The organism is Natrinema altunense (genome assembly GCF_000731985.1).
Classification (GTDB): domain Archaea; phylum Halobacteriota; class Halobacteria; order Halobacteriales; family Natrialbaceae; genus Natrinema; species Natrinema altunense.
Genome location: NZ_JNCS01000003.1, coordinates 437683 through 455374 on the forward strand (window position 1 = coordinate 437683; position 17692 = coordinate 455374).

18 protein-coding genes are annotated in these 17692 nt (G+C 60.8%); 13 read left to right on the plus strand and 5 right to left on the minus strand.

Translation table 11 applies throughout. The annotated features are described in order from the left end of the window. The first annotated feature begins 1096 nt into the window (after positions 1-1096). The 5 genes from ALTAJ2_RS18600 (at position 1097) to aglJ (ending at position 7396) form a co-directional block, all read left to right on the plus strand. Entirely contained in the window at positions 1097-2221 is a 1125-nt protein-coding gene (locus tag ALTAJ2_RS18600; RefSeq protein WP_239647717.1) for a glycosyltransferase family 4 protein, read from the plus strand. A 308-nt stretch (positions 2222-2529) separates the two neighbouring features. Further along, entirely contained in the window at positions 2530-3666 is a 1137-nt protein-coding gene (locus ALTAJ2_RS08955) for a glycosyltransferase family 2 protein (protein ID WP_239647718.1), read from the plus strand. Between the two features lie 495 nt (positions 3667-4161). Then, positions 4162-4896, plus strand: a complete 735-nt coding sequence (gene aglF, locus ALTAJ2_RS08960) for a UTP--glucose-1-phosphate uridylyltransferase AglF (protein WP_007108938.1) — start codon at positions 4162-4164, stop codon at positions 4894-4896. Positions 4897-4993: 97 nt separating this feature from the next. Then, the gene (gene aglM / locus ALTAJ2_RS08965; protein WP_007108937.1) at positions 4994-6283 is read left to right on the plus strand and encodes a UDP-glucose 6-dehydrogenase AglM; all 1290 of its coding nucleotides are present in this window, start codon (positions 4994-4996) and stop codon (positions 6281-6283) included. 105 nt (positions 6284-6388) lie between these two features. Then, positions 6389-7396 carry an S-layer glycoprotein N-glycosyltransferase AglJ gene (gene aglJ, locus ALTAJ2_RS08970; RefSeq protein WP_007108936.1) on the plus strand — a complete coding sequence of 336 codons (1008 nt, stop codon included), beginning with the start codon at positions 6389-6391 and terminating at the stop codon, positions 7394-7396. Positions 7397-7466: 70 nt separating this feature from the next. Here aglJ and ALTAJ2_RS08975 read toward each other — a convergent pair whose 3' ends face one another. Continuing rightward, complete coding sequence (locus ALTAJ2_RS08975; RefSeq protein WP_007108935.1) at positions 7467-7796, minus strand: DUF5789 family protein; 330 nt, start codon at positions 7794-7796, stop codon at positions 7467-7469. A gap of 154 nt (positions 7797-7950) precedes the next feature. Between ALTAJ2_RS08975 and ALTAJ2_RS08980 the strand changes: the two genes are divergently transcribed. Next, positions 7951-8160, plus strand: a complete 210-nt coding sequence (locus ALTAJ2_RS08980; protein ID WP_006186097.1) for a ribbon-helix-helix domain-containing protein — start codon at positions 7951-7953, stop codon at positions 8158-8160. Between the two features lie 228 nt (positions 8161-8388). On the opposite strand, the gene ALTAJ2_RS08985 is transcribed toward ALTAJ2_RS08980, so the two are convergent. Further along, positions 8389-8811, minus strand: a complete 423-nt coding sequence (locus tag ALTAJ2_RS08985) for an MPN domain-containing protein (RefSeq protein ID WP_007108934.1) — start codon at positions 8809-8811, stop codon at positions 8389-8391. A 75-nt stretch (positions 8812-8886) separates the two neighbouring features. Then, positions 8887-9570, minus strand: coding sequence for a hypothetical protein (locus ALTAJ2_RS08990; protein ID WP_007108933.1), 684 nt, complete (start codon positions 9568-9570; stop codon positions 8887-8889). Between the two features lie 157 nt (positions 9571-9727). Here ALTAJ2_RS08990 and ALTAJ2_RS08995 point away from each other — a divergent pair, with 157 nt between their 5' ends. Then, positions 9728-10414 (plus strand): VOC family protein, encoded by a 687-nt coding sequence (locus tag ALTAJ2_RS08995; protein ID WP_049900134.1) that lies wholly within the window; start codon positions 9728-9730, stop codon positions 10412-10414. 254 nt (positions 10415-10668) lie between these two features. Here ALTAJ2_RS08995 and ALTAJ2_RS09000 read toward each other — a convergent pair whose 3' ends face one another. Then, positions 10669-10959, minus strand: a complete 291-nt coding sequence (locus ALTAJ2_RS09000; protein WP_006186092.1) for a DUF5779 family protein — start codon at positions 10957-10959, stop codon at positions 10669-10671. A 205-nt stretch (positions 10960-11164) separates the two neighbouring features. Then, positions 11165-11620 carry a ferritin-like domain-containing protein gene (locus ALTAJ2_RS09005; protein ID WP_007108931.1) on the minus strand — a complete coding sequence of 152 codons (456 nt, stop codon included), beginning with the start codon at positions 11618-11620 and terminating at the stop codon, positions 11165-11167. 460 nt (positions 11621-12080) lie between these two features. Between ALTAJ2_RS09005 and ALTAJ2_RS09010 the strand changes: the two genes are divergently transcribed. The 6 genes from ALTAJ2_RS09010 to ALTAJ2_RS09035 all read left to right on the plus strand — a co-directional run. Next, on the plus strand, positions 12081-13337 hold the full coding sequence (locus ALTAJ2_RS09010) for a LeuA family protein (protein WP_239647719.1): 1257 nt from the start codon (positions 12081-12083) through the stop codon (positions 13335-13337). A 326-nt stretch (positions 13338-13663) separates the two neighbouring features. Next, on the plus strand, positions 13664-15469 hold the full coding sequence (ilvB, locus tag ALTAJ2_RS09015; RefSeq protein ID WP_007108929.1) for a biosynthetic-type acetolactate synthase large subunit: 1806 nt from the start codon (positions 13664-13666) through the stop codon (positions 15467-15469). Continuing rightward, complete coding sequence (gene ilvN, locus ALTAJ2_RS09020; RefSeq protein ID WP_007108928.1) at positions 15466-16128, plus strand: acetolactate synthase small subunit; 663 nt, start codon at positions 15466-15468, stop codon at positions 16126-16128. The genes ilvB and ilvN overlap by 4 nt, the downstream gene beginning before the upstream one ends. Beyond that, positions 16121-17176 carry a ketol-acid reductoisomerase gene (gene ilvC / locus ALTAJ2_RS09025; protein ID WP_007108927.1) on the plus strand — a complete coding sequence of 352 codons (1056 nt, stop codon included), beginning with the start codon at positions 16121-16123 and terminating at the stop codon, positions 17174-17176. Before ilvN ends, ilvC begins: the two co-directional genes overlap by 8 nt. 16 nt (positions 17177-17192) lie before the next feature. Next, entirely contained in the window at positions 17193-17477 is a 285-nt protein-coding gene (locus ALTAJ2_RS09030) for a hypothetical protein (RefSeq protein ID WP_007108926.1), read from the plus strand. Continuing rightward, positions 17474-17692, plus strand: a 219-nt coding sequence (locus ALTAJ2_RS09035) for an aconitase family protein (RefSeq protein WP_239647720.1), incomplete at its 3' end; no start/stop codon positions are given. The genes ALTAJ2_RS09030 and ALTAJ2_RS09035, both read left to right, overlap by 4 nt.

The window sequence follows — 17692 nt, forward strand, 5'->3', positions numbered from 1 at the left end:
TATGCCAGAATTCAGACGCTTCGTCGGATCTAGCATTGAGATCCAGTTGAATTTTGTGGAGTATAATCAGACACCGCGCGAGCTGACGCAGTTGCGTATCCGACTCAACTGCGTGGATTATCACTTTCGGATACTAGTTCTATCATAGAGAGTTTCGGTTCGAAAAGGGGTGATCGATCGTCCATAGCTGGGTGTAGAAAGCCGATCACATCCGATTGCTGGAAAATAGTCGGCATCACGTCGCAGTCGACGAACCTGTGATCCAACTCGGCGATCAGCGCTATTAGCTGTACGATACCATTACTCGGGACAAACATATTTCTCCATGCTAAGCTGTTTTCGATTCGGAATGATGGTGTTTTCTCTCAGGACTCACTAACTTTGCCCCGTGGCTCAAAGCAGCACTCTACCAACATAGACTCCGTTTTCGATACGAAGAACATGGAAATTGGAACGCTATCGAACGTATCTTCAGAGAAATAAAACGCGGAACTATCGCCTTTCCAAACTGCTTGAGCAACCCTAAAACCAAAACAGCCGCCGACTGACTCATAGCATTCATCTTATCTGAATACAATGTTGAGTAGAATCCGAGATATTGATACAGTAGGGGTAGAAATCGTGTGGATAGTTTAGGAGCGCGTGACCACTATGAAATGCGACCGTCCTTCGATGGTGAATTTTCTGTCGAAGTTGGTGATGGCGTTTTCCGGGTTCGTCGCCACGATCATTTACACTAGAACGTTAGTCAAGAACGATTCGGCACGTACGTAGTTTTTATAATGGTGAAAAACCAGTCGACCCGCTCGGGTGTCAGTTTAAAACTAAGTGGCCGAAGTGTGTTTTAAATAGTGTTAAGGTTATTGATTGATGACGAACCAAATCTATGTTGTCCGATACAATGGTGAGAAAGAGTTTTCACTAGTGTATGGGAAAAGGAGTGCAAGACTAAACCAGAAGTAAAAAAATGATGAAAATACAATCAGAAACACTTCCTATTATTCGAGAAATATTGAGTAAGTATGCCGGTGGAGGATCCTAAATGAATATATTATATTATCTAGACGTATTTCCGAAAGTATCTGAGTCATTTATATTGAACGAAATATACGAGTTGGAAAAGAGAGGGCATAATGTCGCCGTCTGTTCGCTCAAAGAGCCAGATAGTGAAGTCAATCATGATGAATATGAAGATTTAAACGCATTAATTCATTACGTAGATGATCCAACCTATACGGATATCATAGAGGCGTTCCAGCCAGAACTATTGAAATCAATTGCTGGGCCGGAGTTGCTGTATCGGACTACCCCAAAACACCACGCAGCAAATCTAATCCGAGCGAAAAGGAGTATCCAATTTATTGAAGACATTAACTGGGACATTGATCATGTCCATTCTCACTTTGCTAATGTTTCGAAGTTCGGTGGGAAACATATTGCAACATATTACGATGTTCCGTTCACCATAACAACGCATGCATATGATATCTATAGGAAGCCCATCGGAAAATACACAAAGAAACTCCTAAATATCGCTGATCGAGTGATTACAATATCTGAATATAATAGAAAATATATGAAAAAGGAAATGGGGGTGGAAACAGCAGTTGATATTGTTCGTGCAGGGATCAAACCAGAGAAATTCTCCCCAAACCAACCGGTGAGAAAAAACAGGGTTTTGACTATAGGAAGGTTTGTGGAGAAGAAAGGGCTTCCATATGCATTGGAAGCTATAGCGAAAGTTGCAGCGGTTCTTCCTAATGTGGAGTATCATATAATTGGAGCCGGTGAACAGATAGAACCACTCAAACGGAAGACCGAAGAATTGGGGCTTACAGAAAATGTATCATTCTTGTCCAATGTTAGTGACGAGAGATTACTTACCGAATTTGATCAAGCACGATGTTTCTTATTACCTTGTGTCATTGCCGATTCTGGGGACCGGGACGGGATACCTGTAGTTTTAATGGAATCTATGGCTATGCAAACCCCTCCCGTCTCTACCGCTATTTCAGGAATTCCAGAATTGATTGATAATGGGGAAAACGGGATTTTAGTTGAGCCAAAAGATCCAGAATCCGCAGGGAAAGAAGTAATACAATTATTGAAAAATGATAATAAATATTCAAAACTTTCCAAAAAGTCACGTGAGAAAATCATCAAGGAATTCAATATAGAAAAGGAAGCAGAGAAATTAGAAAGCATATTTGTCAATATATAACAATATATAAACAAAGATATTGTGAATTAGTGGGGTATTGATTCTCCGCGAGCGTATCGAGCATCACAGAGTTGTTTTAATACATATTATATGATTAAAATCCAATGGGGCGAATGTAAGATACTACGACAGGAACTTCTTGACACTGCTTCGCTGGATGTAAGACCAGTCGCAGTATGATGCGGCGCTCATTATGTCGTGTATACTTGCGAGACTTTCGACCATGTGGTGGTCGATAGAGACGTGCTAACTACGGTTGTAAACGCCATCAAACAGAACGAACTTGATCCACTAGACTATACTGCTACGTGAAGAGACAGGTCAACATGTGGTACGCGTCTCGAACATGGCCAAACGGTTCATCGAGAACGACACCCACTAGGGAAGCCCTCGGCGTCGAGGAAGTCAAACGTCAACGATGGCTCGAGAATCTGGGGGACAGTTCAGCCACGGACATCACCAAAACCGGTACACGGCAGTTTCAGACGGAACAAATTCCAAAGAACATGAGTCAGACACGGTCAGAGAGGAACGAGCCAACTATCAGCGTCGTCATTCCAGTCTACGAACAACCCCAGCTACTCGCCGAAGCGCTAGAGAGTGTGAATGAGCAGACAGTTGATGACATCGAGGTAATCGTCGTCGACGACGCCTCGGACACGGATTTTAAACCAATTGTCGACCGACATGGCGACCGAGTACGACTGCTTCGGCACGCCGAAAACAGGGGTGCAGCGGAGGCCCGAAACACGGGTATCGATGCCGCCCACGGCGAGTACGTGGCGTTCCTCGATGCCGACGATAGATGGACTCCGACGAAACTCGAAAAGCAACTCGAAGTATTCAAACGAGACGATGCCGATCTCGGGCTCGTTTATACAGGGTTTGTGCAGTATCAACTGGACGGAACCGAATGGGAACGATATCCAGACGCAAGAGGGGATATCTACCGTGAAGAGTTAGTACGAGATCGCGTCCATCCGACATCGACGGTGATGGTTCGCTTGGAGTGTTTGAAGCGGGCCGGTGGATTCGATCCGTCATTACCGAGCAGACAGGACTATGACCTCTGGATCCGGATTGCAGAACACTATGAGGTCGATTACGTGGACGAAATCCTCGTGGACAAACGCGAACAGCCTGACAGTATTTCGAAAGACTTCGACAGCAGGATCGAAGGAGATCTTGCTGTCTTCGAGAAGGTAAAAGACCGGGCGGCGGATCTAGGGATGGTAACGCGGAGCCGAATTTTCTCGTATCATCACCACGTGATCGGTCGAGATTACGGATCCAATGGCAAACGGTGGAAGGCCTTGCAACACCTCGGACTTGCCATTATTCGATATCCATTCCGCCCGATATCGTGGGCAATGTTCGTGATCACGTTATTCGGTATCGACCGGAATGGTCCGCTGCTGACGTTCGCAAAGCAGTTTATTCGATAGGGAAGTGATCTACCGGAAGAAGTACAAGTACATTAGATTCACCTTCCCAAATGGCTTCCCCGTCACCAAAGATAGGGCATGATTTAAATTAGCTGATTCCAGCAGTATGCATAGCTCTGCACCGCTGTTTCGGCCGTTGTCGTATTCGCAGTACTTCATATGGTAAAATTCGTTCGTGTTGAAATTGATAGCATCATATAGCCCGCTGATAAGTGGATTGGGTCACGGGTTCGTCGAGCGCAACGTGATGCTACTGTTTTCAGACTGTCGGCTGTAGATCGGCTTTCTGCACTCAATTATGAATTGTCGACCGCGACCGTTCGATACCGCACGGCTCCAAAACAGAACCAGTATCCGAAAGAGACAATCTGAACCGATGGTGATCGAGATCGGTTTCTGCTATGAACTATTAGCAAATCGCACCCATCCTCATCTGAACAGCCTCCGATAGTGATCCCCGAAGACATATACTGCTCAAGTGTAATCGGTTGGCACATGCAAGCAGTCGTTTTAGCCGCCGGGAAGGGAACCCGCCTCCGGCCGCTCACCGAGGACAAACCGAAGGTCCTCGTCGAAGTCGACGGCAAGCCGCTCATCGAGGACGTCATGGACAACCTCATCGAGGTCGGGGCGACCGAATTCGTCCTCGTCGTCGGCTACATGAAGGAGAAAATCATCGAGCGCTACGGCGACGAGTACGAGGGTGTTCCGATCACGTACGCTCACCAGCGCGAACAGCTCGGGCTCGCTCACGCGATCCTCCAGGCCGAACCGCACGTCGATGACGACTTCATGCTCATGCTCGGTGACAACGTCTTCCGGGCGAACCTCGGCGACGTGATCAACCGCCAGCGGGAAGAACGAGCCGACGCCGCGTTCCTGGTCGAGGAAGTGCCCTACGAGGAGGCCTCGAGGTACGGCGTCCTCGACACCAACGAGTACGGGGAGATCGTCGAGGTAATGGAGAAACCGGAGGACCCGCCGTCGAACCTCGTCATGACCGGCTTCTACACGTTCACGCCCGAAATCTTCCACGCGTGTCATCTCGTCCAGCCCTCGGACCGCGGGGAGTACGAACTGCCGGACGCGATCGACCTGCTCATCCAGTCCGGCCGGACCATCGACGCCATCCGGATGGACGGCTGGCGCATCGACGTCGGTTACCCCGACGACCGGGACCGCGCCGACGAACGGATCGCGGAGCAGGAAGCCGAACCGATCGGGCAGTAGTCCCGTCGGAACTCGAGCGACGGGGCCGTCCTCACGTCGGTCCCCGGTTCGAGGACGACCCAAAAGCGACTAATCACCGCCCGTCCTCTCACGCCACATGAACGTCTCCATCATCGGGAGCGGCTACGTTGGCACCACCGTCGCCGCCTGTCTCGCGGACCTCGGTCACGACGTCGTCAACGTCGAGATCGACGAGGAGATCGTCGAGACGATAAACGCCGGCGAGGCCCCGATCCACGAGTCGGGACTCGCGGAACGGATCGCGGAACACGCGGGGACGACGCTCCGCGCGACGACGGAGTACGACGCGGTCCGCGAGACGGAGGTTACGTTCCTCTGTCTGCCCACGCCACAGACGGACGACGGTAGTCTCGACCTCGCGATCATGGAGGCCGGCGCGGAGTCGCTCGGTCGCGCACTCGCCGCGACGGACGACGATCACCTCGTCGTCGTCAAGAGCACGGTTCTCCCCGGAACGACCGAGGGCGTCGTCGGCCCGATCCTCGAGCGGGAGTCCGGAACCGAGATCGGCGACGGGATCGCGCTCGCGATGAACCCCGAGTTCCTCCGGATGGGAACGGCGGTTCGGGACTTCCTCGAGCCGGACAAGGTCGTCTTCGGAACGGCCGACGACGAGGCCGCCGCGACGCTACGAGAGCTCTACGCGCCGATCCTCGAGCGAGCCGGGACGGACCTCGTCGAGACCGATATCCGCGAGGCCGAACTCATCAAGTACGCGAACAACGCCTTCCTCGCGTCGAAGGTATCGCTAGTCAACGAACTGGGGAACATCGCCAGGGAGTACGGCGCGGACGCCTACGAGGTGCTCGAGGCGGTCGGGCTCGACGAACGGATCTCGGAGCGGTTCATGCGGTCGGGACTGGGCTGGGGCGGCTCCTGTTTCCCCAAGGATGTCAACGCTCTACGGGCCGGTACTCGCGAGCAGGGGTACGACCCCGAACTCCTCGATGCGGCCGTCGCGGTCAACGACGAGCAACCGCGACGGCTCGTCGGGCTGCTCGCGGACCACGTCTCCCTGTCGGGGGCGCGAATCGCGGTGCTGGGTCTGTCGTTCAAGCCCGGAACCGACGATGTCCGCAAGTCCCGTGCGCTCGACGTGATCGCGGAGTTGACCGAGCGCGGTGCGGACGTCGTCGCGTACGACCCGGTGGCGATCGAGAACGTCCGGCCCGACTACCCCGGCATCGAGTACGCCGACACGGCCGAGCGTGCGCTCGCAGGCGCGGACGGTGCCGTCGTCGCGACCGATTGGCCGGAGTTCGACGACCTCTCGTTCGACGGGATGGCTCGTGCGGTGGTCGTCGACGGACGTCGGATCGACGTGGACGAAGACGCTCTCGACGTTTACGAAGGGCTGACCTGGTGATCCGACTCGGGGTCACGCCCCATGAACTCGCCTCGGACCGCGCGTAAAAACCCGACAGTGGGCAATCAGTAACCTTTTGCAGTTCGATAGGGGAGTTACTCCCCGATGGAAGACGACGCGGTCGACACGGGCGTGAGCGTCCGCTCGAACGGCGGCGAGACGGTCGCCGCCACCGAAGTGGCGAGCGAGATCTCACCCGAGGAGGTCTGCGTTCTCATTCCGACGCTCAACGAGGCCGCCACGATCGCGGACGTGATCGAGGGCTTCTACGACCAGGGATACACGAACGTCGTCATCGTCGACGGCGACTCGAGCGACGACACCCGTGAGATCGCCCGCGAGCACGGTGCGGAGGTGTTGGTCCAGTCCGGCGACGGCAAGGGCCAGGCCGTTCGCGAGGCCCTCGAGTACATCACGGTACCGTACGTGGTGATGCTCGACGGCGACGGCACGTACGATCCGGCCGATGCCGACACGATGCTCGAGCCACTCTCACGGGGCTACGAACACGTTATCGGAAATCGGTTCGCCGATATGGACGACGACGCGATGCGGGCGCTAAACGGCGTCGGGAATCGGCTGATAAACCGCGCGTTCGGGTTCGTCCACGGGGCCAACTACGAGGATATTCTCTCGGGGTATCGGGCGTTTACCGCCGACTCGTTCAGGCGCTTCTCGCTCGATTCGGACGGGTTCACGATCGAAACCGAACTCGCCGTCGAGTGTGTCAAACACGGGGTCGAGACGACGGTCGTGCCGATCAGTTACAGCGCCCGTCCCGACGAGTCCGAGACCAACCTGCATCCGGTCAAAGACGGCGGGACGATCCTTCTGGCGCTGTACTCGCTGGCGAAGACCAACAACCCCCTGTTCTACTTCGGGAGCCTCGGGATGGCCGGGATCGTCTCCGGTGGCTTCATCGCGGTCTACGTCCTCTGGGAGTGGCTCCGCTACCAGCAGGGCCACGAGATCATGGCGCTCGTCTCGGCCGCCGCGATTCTGCTGGGCGTCCAACTGCTCATGTTCGGTGTCCTCTCGGACATGCTCGTGACCTTACACCGCGAACAGCGCCGACGCCTCGAGCGAATCGCTCGCGACGAGCGCGACGAGTGAGTGCGCGGGCGCTCGGAAACGCAGAAACGTGACGACGGCGTCCCAACCGAGCGGGCGTTCGAAGTCGTCCTCAGAACGGGAGCAGGGAGCGGACCTGCGCGACGACGCCGCCCGAGTTGTTCCGGCGGTACGCTTCGAACGGGTTGTGGAGTTGGTTCAACAGTTCCTGCCGGGAGTCGAACTCCTCCGTCGGCACTTCGGCGAGCATTTCGCTCAGCGCCACGTCGTTCCCGTGTACGTCGTAGGGAATGCGCTCGTGGCCGAGTTCGGCCTCGATGTCGTCTTTCGTGGCCGGAAAGGACAGGTCGGCGTCCCTGAGATGAGCGTCGACGGCAGCGATGCCGAACTCGATACTGTCGGGTTCCTCGTTGTCTCCGCTCGATGGTGGCCGGACTCCCATGCCTGTACGTCTCGCTACGGAGCCGACTATAAAAATGGCTTGGACGCGACCGGCGGGGGACGGCGGTTGCCGTGGTCGGTACCGACCCGGCCGCCGAGTACCGTCGCCGCCGTCCTGTCGACACTCCTTTGGGTACCGCGCCGGAGTATGGCATATGACCGAGTACACCACGGTGTCGATCCCGAAGGACCTCGCGGATCGGGTCGAAGAGACTATCGAGGGGACGAGCTTTCAGAGCACGAGCGATCTCGTCCGGTTCCTGTTGCGCAGCATCGTCATCCAACACCAGAAGGAAGGCGAACTCACCGAAGCGGAGTTCGAAGAGATCACCGAGCAACTCCGCGGCCTCGGTTATCTCGAGTAGGCGCTCTCGTGATGGGGGATCGGGGGGCGAGCCGCCGCTGTGGAGTTCCCCTCCCGGGACGGCGCTTTTCCGCTTCGAAGCGAGAAGAACCGACTGGCGGTCCGGACAGCTGCCGTAGAGTCCGGACTTCCCGTCACGGGTCGATCTCACCGTCGAGCGGTTCGATCGTCGGCCGTGAACGGTCTCGATCGCCGCTCGCCGCTCGCGTCTCGAGGACGCCGCGTCGTTTCAGTCGGTCAGCGACTGTCCCGGCGGCGAGGCGTCGATGATCTCGAGGGGCTGGCGCTCGCCGCTGCGGTCGAACGCGCCGAAAGACCGGTCGTCGACTTCCCAGGGCGGCACGGCCACGAAGATGACCTCCGCGAGATCGTCCCGCCGCGTCACCTCGAGTTCGCCGACGGGGTGGGAGACGAACCGGCCCTGTGCCTGTCGGGCGGGCGTCGAGAGGTCGACCCCGAAGACGGCGTTGACCGGGTTGCCGGGATCGGGGAGGAAGAAATCGGTGAAGACCGGCGTATCGGGTGGCAGCCCGTCGGCACCGTCGAGTTCGATCGCGGGGACCACCGAGACGCCGGTCGTCACGTCGTCGGGATCGGCGTCGCTGGCGAGCGCCAGCAGGATATCGACGAGCCCGCGGGTTACGTAGACCACGGGTGTGCTATGAGTGGCCAGTAGTTAGATGTATGGCCATCGACGACTCGAAACGAGCGGCCGACACCGGGAGCCTCAGATCGGAAGCATCTCCCACGCCGTTTTCGCGTACAACCGGGGCGCTCGCTTGCGGGACCGGGAGAGTGCTGCCTCGAGAACGCGCGTGGCGTCGTCCATGACGCCGGCACCGTGGCCGACGAGCACGCGTTCGGGTGCGACGCCGCGGAGGGCCCTCCGAGGTGGGTTCAGTCGCAACATCGGATGGACGCCGAGTTGCTCGTCGCCGGTCAGGAAGTAGTCGACCGCCCCGACGGATTCGGGAACGACGAACGTCCCGTCGGCGGGGTTATAGAGGGCGACCTCCTGCCAGAAGCGGCTGTCGAGCACCGGGATCGCCCGGATGCCGGTATCGGAGAGTTCGTCGTCGAACCGGGCGACGGCGGCGTCGATCTCGTCGGTGACGCCCTCGAAGAAGTCCGGGAGATAGACGGGGACGTTGTGGCGGTTCGCGATCGCGGCAGCGTCGCGTTTGTGCCGGTCGAGTCCGACCACGACGCCGGCCACGTCGCCGAACTCGGCGACGAGTTCGTCGATTCCCTCGGCATCGACGGGATCGACGAGCCAGACCTCGCCGTCCACTGCGATCGCGTGGCTGGCGCGTTGCATCCGTTCGTCGGGATGGGCGATCCAGCCGACGCCGCCGTCGAAGCGGTCGATCTCGCGAAAGTCGGTCGCACGCTCGTCGGCACGAAAGCTCATGTCGACCGGTATGGTCGCTCAGTCCATAAACGTGGGTAAACGGTACGTCGTGCAGTCGCCGTTGTCGACCCGTAACTGTCGCCCCGATGACTGCTCGTGGCTCGGTGCAATCGCGTCGGGCGACGCTTCTATGCACGCCCTCCGCGTACAGCCGCCCATGCTAACCGGGCTGGACTGGCTGGCGCTCGAGGTGAAAGCCCTCGAGCCGGCACGGGAGTTCTACGCGGAGCGGCTCGGACTAGCCATCCGCGAGCAGCGATCGGACGAACTCGTCTTCGCGGCGGGCGGGACCGACCTTGTGTGCCGCCGCCCCGATTCGCTCCCGCGGGGCGGGTTGCACACCCACTACGCATTCTCGATTCCCGCCGGCGAGTACGACGACTGGTGGGATCGGCTGGCCGCGGCGTCCGATCTCGAGGAGGCCCGATTCGGCTCCGCGCGGTCGCTGTACCTGTACGATCCCGACGGGAACTGCGTCGAACTCGGCCAGCGGGACGTGGCCGGCCCGGGTATCGACGGGATCTTCGAAGTCGTTCTCGAGGTCGAGCGCCTCGAGCGTGCGCGGGAGTTCTACGAGGATCTGGGCTTCGAGACGGTCGACGAGGGTGACGACCGCACGCGCGTGCGATTGCACGGGCCGATGGCGCTGGAACTCTGGGAACCGCACCTCGGTATCGCCGACGCTCGCGGCGGTGTCCACGTCGATCTCGGATTCGAAACGGACGCTCCCGAAGCGGCGCTCGACTCGGTGGCCGATCGCGTTCGCTCGGTCGAGCGAGCGAGCGACGACGCGGTCGTCGTGCGCGATCCCGACGGTCACTTCCTGACGTTCGCGTCGGCGTGATTGACGGCGACTACAACGCGGCGAGAAATGTTTGCCTTCGGTTGTTCGCTTTCCCATCGGGCAAACGTCCCGATGGGTTGGGCAACGGTCAGCTTGCCCCGAAGTCGGGGACGTTGAACGTGAGCGACACATCCAGTGTCCACTCCAGTTTGGAGTTTGAACGGGAGTCCACCGACAAGCCCACCGCTTCAGCGGTGGGTCGCTGACTCCGGCCGCGCCCGAAACGCTCGGACCGACGACCGGTCGGATCGCGATTAGAGCCGCTCCGTACTCACGTCGACGCCCGGCGGCGTGACGATCAGAAAGCCACGGAAGTGGACGAGTTCGCCGCCCGATTCCTTGATGTCCCGTGCGAACCCGGCGGCCAGCTCGTTGACATCGCCGTCGACGTTCAGGATGAGAACGTTGCCGTTTGAAATCGTCTCGAGCCACTCGTCGGCCGGCGTTTCCCCGTCGAGGACGCCGAGAACGAGGCTGCCCTCGAGATCGAGTTCGTCGTCGATGTGTTCCTCGACGGCCCGAAGATCGAGGTCGAAATCGCTCATACGGGGTGGGTCGAACCGGGGCGAGAAAAACGTTCGCCTCCGAACCTTTGGGCTGCGGGCACGCCGGAGGCGCGCCCGCGGTAAAATCTCGAGAGCGCGAAGCCCTCTCGGACCTCGCTGATGCCACTCCCCGATCTGCCTGCTCACTGATTCGCGGCCGTTAGACGGTGCTACGTGCCACGCACCCGTTCGCTCGCGGATACGCTCAGTCCATCGGGAACTCCTTCTGGAACCCGCGGAACTCGGTGCGGTGGGCCTCCTCGTCGGCCAGGATCGTCACCGCAACGTCCTCCGTGACGGGATCGTTCGCCTCGGTCGCGGCCTCGATCAGCGACCGATAGGTCTCGATGGCGGACTCCTCGGCCTCGAGGACGCCCTCGATGACCGACTGCACGTCGGTCGTATCCGCGGGCGGCTGGAGGCCGTGTTGGTTGGCCTCGAACGATTCCGAGCCGGGTGGCGACGCGTCGAGTTGTTTCAGCCGTTCGCCGAGCAGCCGTGCGTGGTCGAGTTCCTCCTGAATGTCCTCCTCTAAGCTCGTCTTGACCTCCTCGGCGTGGATGCCGTCGAGGACGATCGCGTTGGTCTGGTAGTTCATCGCGGTCTCGAATTCGTCGATGTACGCCCCCGTCAGCAGATCGGTGATTTCATCGGTCGTCATAGACGCCCCCTACCACGACCAGTTACAAAACACTCACACGTGGTCTGGCTCATCCGCTCCGCCGACGGAGAGCATTCACCGGTTCTATCGTGACTCGAGGTGACGGGATCATGAGCGTTCCGGCGTAGGTCTAATCGACACTAGCTCCTGGGCGGATGGGCAGTTAGATCTCCATAAGCAACTCGAATGTCTATTCTGCAGGCTGACAAGGGGGAAAGGATGACCGAACGTCTATCGACGACCGCGCGCCAGCGCTCGAGGGTGCCGGCCACGGCGGAGCGGAGTATAATTCGCGGTGAGTTCGGGGGAATCGAGTCGAACGGCGAAGTCCATCTAAACAGTACTAGGAGATACGGTCAGATAATAGGCCGACGCAGTCGTGCGGTTTTGTAACCATCACGATTGATTATGTCTAACACGACGGCCGATCATCGTTGGTCGCAGCGGTAGTTTTATATACATGGTCGCACCTCGGGTTGAGACACAATGTCTTCACAAGACAGCCCATCCTCTGATACCAATCAGGGGGGTCGAGTTCTTCCAGGGCACGTTAGATTCAACTGACGAAATAGAGTCAGCACGTGTCTTCGATACGACCCTCCGGGACGGCGAACAGTCGCCCGGCACTTCGTTCTCATACGACGACAAACGGCAGATCGCGTCCGTTCTGGACCAGATGGGAACCCACGTCATCGAGGCCGGGTTCCCCGTCAACTCCGACGCGGAGTTCGAAGCCGTTCGTGATATCGCTTCGGCAACGAGTTCGACGACCTGCGGGCTAGCCCGCGTCGTCGACGGTGATATCGAAGCGGCACTCGATTCCGGCGTCGAGATGGTGCACACGTTCGTCAGCACCAGCGACGTCCAGATCGAGGATTCGATGCACGCCACCCGGGAAGAAGTCGTACAGCGCGCAGTCGAGTCGGTCGAACGCATCACCGAGGCGGGCGTAACCTGTATGTTCTCGCCGATGGATGCGACGCGGACCGACGAGGAGTACCTGCTCGAGGTGATCGAAGCGGTCACCGAGGCGGGTACCGACTGGATCAACGTTCCCGACACCTGCGGCGTCGCCACGCCGGGTCGGTTCCGGGCCATGATCGAAAAGGTCTGTGCCCACACCGACGCGCGGGTCGACGTTCACGCCCACGACGACTTCGGGCTGGCCACTGCAAACGCCCTGGCCGGCATCGAAGCGGGCGCGGCGCAGGCGCAGGTCTCGGTCAACTCGATCGGCGAGCGGGCCGGCAACGCCGCCTACGAGGAGTACGTGATGGCCGTCGAGTCGCTCTACCAGTGTGACACCGGGATCGACACGACGCGCATCGCCGAACTCTCGGAGATCGTCGAGGAGAAAAGCGGCATGGATACGCCCGGCAACAAGCCGGTCGTCGGCGACAACGCCTTCTCCCACGAGAGCGGCATCCACGCCGCCGGCGTCATCGAAAACTCCGATACGTTCGAACCCGGCGTCATGACTCCCGAGATGGTCGGTGCCGAGCGCCGACTGGTCATGGGGAAACACACGGGTACCCACTCGGTCCGCGAGCGACTCGTCGAGCGCGGCTTCGAGCCCACCGACGACCAGGTCCGAGCGGTCACCCGTCGGGTCAAGGACTACGGGGCCGAGAAGCGCCGCGTCACCGTCGACGACCTCGAGCGCTTCGCCGAGGAGGCTGGCATCGACCGTCAGTCCCAGGAGGAGGTGCGCGTCTGAGCGATGTCCGCCCCGTTTGCCACCGTCCACGAGCCCTGGCTATCGCGTTCGGGCGATCGGAGCCGGGAGACTCGTAAGGATTATATCCCTCGAGGGAGCTACGTAGACAGTAATGACGGTTCGCGCTTCCCTGTCGGCGTCCGCCCGTGCGGTCGACAGCAGCGCGTTCGCCTCGATTCGTATTGTAGGGGCACTATAGCCCCTCATCTAGTACTTCGTCGCCTCAGACCCGAATTCGCCGCATCGTTCTCCGAGCGATCAGCAACCCCCCAGATGACACACTACCGTACACCACCCGATCGCCGGCCCACGGCGGGAGGCAACCGATGAGCGAACGCGCAGCAAAGATTCCGCCAGCGGAAGAGGAACAGGACGACCCGATCACCGACAGCGCCGCGCCCGACGCGGCCGCCGAGACCGCCGACTCCGAGACGACGACCGACCCCGTGACCACGGGTGCCGAGGCCGTCGTCCGCGCGCTGGAGAACGCGGGCGTCGAGTACGCCTTCGGCGTGCAGGGCGGAGCGATCATGCCCGTCTACGACGCCCTCTACGATTCGGACATTCGGCACGTCACGATGGCACACGAGCAGGGCGCGGCCCACGCGGCCGACGCCTACGGCATCGTCTCGGGCGAGCCTGGCGTCTGTCTCGCGACGTCGGGACCCGGCGCGACCAACCTCGTGACCGGCATCGCCGACGCCGACATGGACTCGGACCCGATGCTCGCGCTGACGGGCCAGGTCCCGACGGAGTTCGTCGGCAACGACGCCTTCCAGGAAACCGACACGACCGGCGTCACGACTCCGGTCACGAAGGACAACACCTTCGCGAGCGATTCGGATCACGTCGGCAGCGACGTCAGCGAGGCGTTCGCCCTCGCCCGCGAGGGCCGTCCGGGACCGACCCTGGTCGACCTGCCCAAAGACGTCACGAACGGCGAAACCGACCGCGAGCCCGACGCGCCGACGGTGCCCGACACCTACGACGTCCAGGAGCGGGCCGAATCGGACCTCGTCGCCGCGGCGGCCGAGCGGATCGAGAACGCGTCCCGTCCGGTCATGCTGCTCGGCGGCGGCGTCATCAAAGGTGACGCCACCGACGCCTGTCGGGAGTTCGCCATCGAACACGAGATTCCGGTCGTCACCACGATGCCCGGCATCGGCGCGTTCCCGGAGGATCACGAACTCTCCCTCGAGATGGCGGGCATGCACGGCACCGGCTACGCCAACATGGCGATCACCCACTGTGATACGCTGATCGGGATCGGAACCCGATTCGACGACCGCCTGACCGGCGGCATCGAGACCTTCGCGCCCGACGCGGAGGTCATCCACGTCGACATCGACCCCGCCGAAATCTCGAAGAACATCTACGCCGACTATCCGCTGGTCGGCGACGCCGAAACGGTCGTCGAGCAGTTGGCCGCGGCCGTCGACGAGTCGCCCGAAGCCACGAAGTGGCGCGCCCAGTGCCAGCAGTGGCAATCCGACTACTCGATGGCCTACGACGCGCCGGAGGACGAGCCGGTCCGGCCGGAGTTCGTCGTCGAGGCCTTGGACGAGGCCACGAGCGACCGCGCGATCGTCACCACCGGCGTCGGCCAACACCAGATGTGGGCTTGCCAGTACTGGACCTATACCGAGCCACGAACTTGGGTCTCGAGTCATGGGCTGGGCACGATGGGGTACGGACTGCCCTCGGCGATCGGCGCGCGGCTCGCGGCCGACGACGAGCAGGAGGTCGTCTGCATCGACGGCGACGGCTCGTTCCTGATGACGCTGCAGGGGCTGTCCGTCGCCGTCCGCGAGGAACTCGACATCACCGTCGCCGTGCTCAACAACGAGTACATCGGCATGGTTCGACAGTGGCAGGACGCCTTCTTCGACGGCCGCCACTCCGCGTCGGACTACGGCTGGATGCCCGAATTCGATAAACTCGCCGAGGCGTTCGGCGCTGAAGGGTTCCGGATCGACGACTACGACGACGTCGCCGACACGATCGACGCCGCGATCGCCTACGACGGCCCCTCGGTGATCGACGTCCACATCGATCCCGACGCGAACGTCTACCCGATGGTGCCGAGCGGCGGCGACAACGGCCAGTTCGCACTGACGGAGGAGCAGCTATGAAGCGCGGACTCGAGGGACCACCGCCGGAGGAACGGCCAACCCCCGCAGGACGGCGCAACAAGCAGGGCATTCGCATCGACCCCGAAGTCGAAGCGACCCACGAGCCCCGACGCACCGTCATCTCCGCGCTGGTCGAACACGAACCCGGCGTGCTCTCGGACGTCTCGGGACTGTTCTCGAGGCGGCAGTTCAACATCGAGAGCCTGACCGTCGGCCCGACCGAAGACGAGGATCGCGCGCGGATCACGATCGTCGTCGAGGAGCCCGACCCGGGGATCGATCAGGTCGAGAAGCAGCTGCGCAAGCTCGTGCCGGTCATCGCCGTGCGCGAACTCGAGCCCGACGCGATGCGTCGCGAACTGGCGCTCGTGAAAGTCGCCGCCGCGGACCCCGCAGCGGTCAGCGCCGTCGCGGACATGTACGACGCGACGGCCGTCGACTCGAGTCCCGAGACTGCCACCTTCGAGATCACGGGCTCGCGACAGAAGATCGAGGCCGCGGTCGAGACGTTCAGCCAGTTCGGGATTCGAGAGATCTCCCGGACGGGGACGACGGCGCTGGCACGCGGCACGGACCGGACCGCGGCCCCCGAAGCGACAGCACAGCCCGCCGACGAGGCGAACCACGACGAGACATACCAGACAGCAGACGATGACTGACGAATTCACCACCGACATCTACTACGACGACGACGCAGACGTATCGACCCTCGACGACGACACCGTGGCCGTGCTCGGCTACGGCAGCCAGGGCCACGCCCACGCGCTGAACCTCCACGAGAGCGGGGTCGACGTGGTCGTCGGGCTACGCGAGGGATCGTCCTCGCGATCGGCCGCCGAAGCGGACGGGCTGACGGTCACGACGCCGGCCGACGCGGTTTCCCGGGCGTCCTACGTCTCCGTGCTGGTGCCCGACACCGTGCAGGCGGACGTGTACGAGAACGCCATCGCGCCGAACCTCGAGGCGGGCGACACGCTGCAGTTCGCCCACGGGCTGAACATCCACTACAACCAGATCGAGCCGCCGGAAGACGTCGACGTGACGATGGTCGCGCCCAAGAGCCCGGGCCACCTCGTCCGGCGCAACTACGAGAACGACGAGGGGACGCCCGGCCTGCTGGCGGTCTATCAGGACACGACCGGCGACGCCGACGAGCGCGCGCTGGCGTACGCGAAAGGCATCGGCTGTACGCGAGCGGGCGTCATCGAGACGACGTTCCGGGAGGAAGTCGAATCCGACCTCTTCGGCGAGCAGGCCGTCCTCTGTGGCGGCGTCACCTCGCTGGTCAAACACGGCTACGAGACGCTGGTCGACGCCGGCTACTCCCCGGAGATCGCCTACTTCGAGTGTCTCAACGAACTCAAACTGATCGTCGACCTGATGTACGAGGGTGGCCACGCCGAGATGTGGGATTCGGTCTCCGACACCGCCGAATACGGCGGGCTGAGCCGCGGCGACCGTATCGTCGACGAGACCGTTCGCGAGAACATGGAGGAGACGCTCGAGGAGATTCAAAACGGCGAGTTCACCCGCGAGTGGATCCTCGAGAACCAGGCCGGCCGCCCGAGCTACAACCAGCTTCGGGAGGCGGAAAAGAACCACGAGATCGAGGCGGTGGGCGAGCGACTGCGCGACCTGTTCGCGTGGGCCGAGGAAGAACCGACCGAAACCGACGACGAGTCCGTCCCGGTGCAGGCGGACGACTAACAACGACCCCACAGACATGAACGAAACCGACGACACGACAGAGACGATGGCCACCGTCAGCCACACGAACCCCTACACTGGACGAACGGCCGGTCAGCTGTTCAGCCGCGGACCGACCGTCGCAGCGGACGGTGGCGAGCCCGAATCGACCCCGACCGAGACCGACGAGGACGACGAACGGCCGGAGCAACGAACGAAGATGCGCGACGTCGACCACACGCCGCCGCACAGTGCCGACGACGCGAACCGCGTCTTCGAGCGCGGCGTCGAGCACGGCGACACCGTAGAGGACGAGGAATGAGCGCGGAGACGCTGTACGACAAGGTCTGGGATCGCCACACGGTCACGACGCTCCCGACCGGCCAGGACCAGCTGTTCATCGGCCTCCACCTCATCCACGAGGTAACGAGCCCCCAGGCGTTCGGGATGCTCCGCGAGCGCGATCTCGAGGTCGCCTTTCCGGAACTGACCCACGCGACGGTCGACCACATCGTGCCGACGGCCGACCAGTCCCGA

Excerpts from the sequence above, each read along its gene's own strand:
- aglF (WP_007108938.1), top strand. The coding sequence starts at position 4,162 with ATGCAAGCAGTCGTTTTAGCCGCCGGGAAGGGAACCCGCCTCCGGCCG.
- aglM (WP_007108937.1), top strand. The coding sequence starts at position 4,994 with ATGAACGTCTCCATCATCGGGAGCGGCTACGTTGGCACCACCGTCGCC.
- aglJ (WP_007108936.1), top strand. The coding sequence starts at position 6,389 with ATGGAAGACGACGCGGTCGACACGGGCGTGAGCGTCCGCTCGAACGGC.
- ALTAJ2_RS08975 (WP_007108935.1), bottom strand. The coding sequence starts at position 7,796 with ATGGGAGTCCGGCCACCATCGAGCGGAGACAACGAGGAACCCGACAGT.
- ALTAJ2_RS08980 (WP_006186097.1), top strand. The coding sequence starts at position 7,951 with ATGACCGAGTACACCACGGTGTCGATCCCGAAGGACCTCGCGGATCGG.
- ALTAJ2_RS08990 (WP_007108933.1), bottom strand. The coding sequence starts at position 9,570 with ATGAGCTTTCGTGCCGACGAGCGTGCGACCGACTTTCGCGAGATCGAC.
- ALTAJ2_RS08995 (WP_049900134.1), top strand. The coding sequence starts at position 9,728 with ATGCTAACCGGGCTGGACTGGCTGGCGCTCGAGGTGAAAGCCCTCGAG.
- ALTAJ2_RS09000 (WP_006186092.1), bottom strand. The coding sequence starts at position 10,959 with ATGAGCGATTTCGACCTCGATCTTCGGGCCGTCGAGGAACACATCGAC.
- ALTAJ2_RS09005 (WP_007108931.1), bottom strand. The coding sequence starts at position 11,620 with ATGACGACCGATGAAATCACCGATCTGCTGACGGGGGCGTACATCGAC.
- ALTAJ2_RS09010 (WP_239647719.1), top strand. The coding sequence starts at position 12,081 with ATGGTCGCACCTCGGGTTGAGACACAATGTCTTCACAAGACAGCCCAT.
- ilvB (WP_007108929.1), top strand. The coding sequence starts at position 13,664 with ATGAGCGAACGCGCAGCAAAGATTCCGCCAGCGGAAGAGGAACAGGAC.
- ilvN (WP_007108928.1), top strand. The coding sequence starts at position 15,466 with ATGAAGCGCGGACTCGAGGGACCACCGCCGGAGGAACGGCCAACCCCC.
- ilvC (WP_007108927.1), top strand. The coding sequence starts at position 16,121 with ATGACTGACGAATTCACCACCGACATCTACTACGACGACGACGCAGAC.
- ALTAJ2_RS09030 (WP_007108926.1), top strand. The coding sequence starts at position 17,193 with ATGAACGAAACCGACGACACGACAGAGACGATGGCCACCGTCAGCCAC.